At 58.9% G+C, this 791-nt stretch carries 1 protein-coding gene; it reads left to right on the forward strand.

Annotation, left to right across the window (positions count from 1 at the left end):
• A partial coding sequence (locus CAPSK01_RS07540) for a reverse transcriptase domain-containing protein (protein WP_273703266.1) occupies window positions 1–791 on the forward strand: 791 nt, incomplete at both ends.

Here is a 791-nt window from a genome sequence, read left to right on the forward strand (position 1 = left end):
GGAAAGACTACCGACCGGAAGCGGTCAAACGGGTCTGGATACCGAAGCCGAACGGCAAACTGCGCCCCTTGGGGATACCGACGATCACCGACCGGGTAGTCCAAACGGCGGCCATGCTCGTGCTGGAACCCCTCTTTGAAGCTGACCTGCAACCGGAGCAATACGCTTATCGGGCAGAGCGGGGAGCGCAGGATGCGGTCAATGCAGTTCATCGTCTATTGAACACCGGTCACCAGCAGGTCATCGATGCGGATCTGTCGGGTTATTTCGATAGCATTCCGCACGCTGAGTTGATGAAGAGCATCGCCCGTCGAATCGTTGATCGGCACGTTCTGCACCTCATCAAGCAATGGCTGGATGCCCCGGTGGAAGAGGACGATGGACACGGTCACCGGAAGCGGACGACGTCCAACCGGGACACCGGGCGCGGCACCCCGCAAGGGGCTCCGATCTCACCGCTGCTGTCAAATTTGTACATGCGGCGTTTCATCCTCGGATGGAAGACATTGGGGTATGCTCGCCGCTGGTCGGCGCAAATCGTCAATTATGCGGACGACTTTGTCATCTGCTGCAAAGGCCGGGCAGAGGAGGCCATGGATGCGATGCGGGAGATGATGGAGCAACTGAAGCTGACGGTGAACGACGACAAGACACACCTGTGTCAGATACCGCAAGAGCGGTTTGACTTCCTGGGTTACACCTTCGGGCGGTGCTACAGCCAGAAGACCGGGCGCGCCTACACGGGTACCCGGCCCTCACAGAAGAGCATCAAACGGATGGTGGAAAGCATC

The organism is Candidatus Accumulibacter vicinus, assembly GCF_000584955.1.
Lineage (GTDB): Bacteria > Pseudomonadota > Gammaproteobacteria > Burkholderiales > Rhodocyclaceae > Accumulibacter > Accumulibacter vicinus.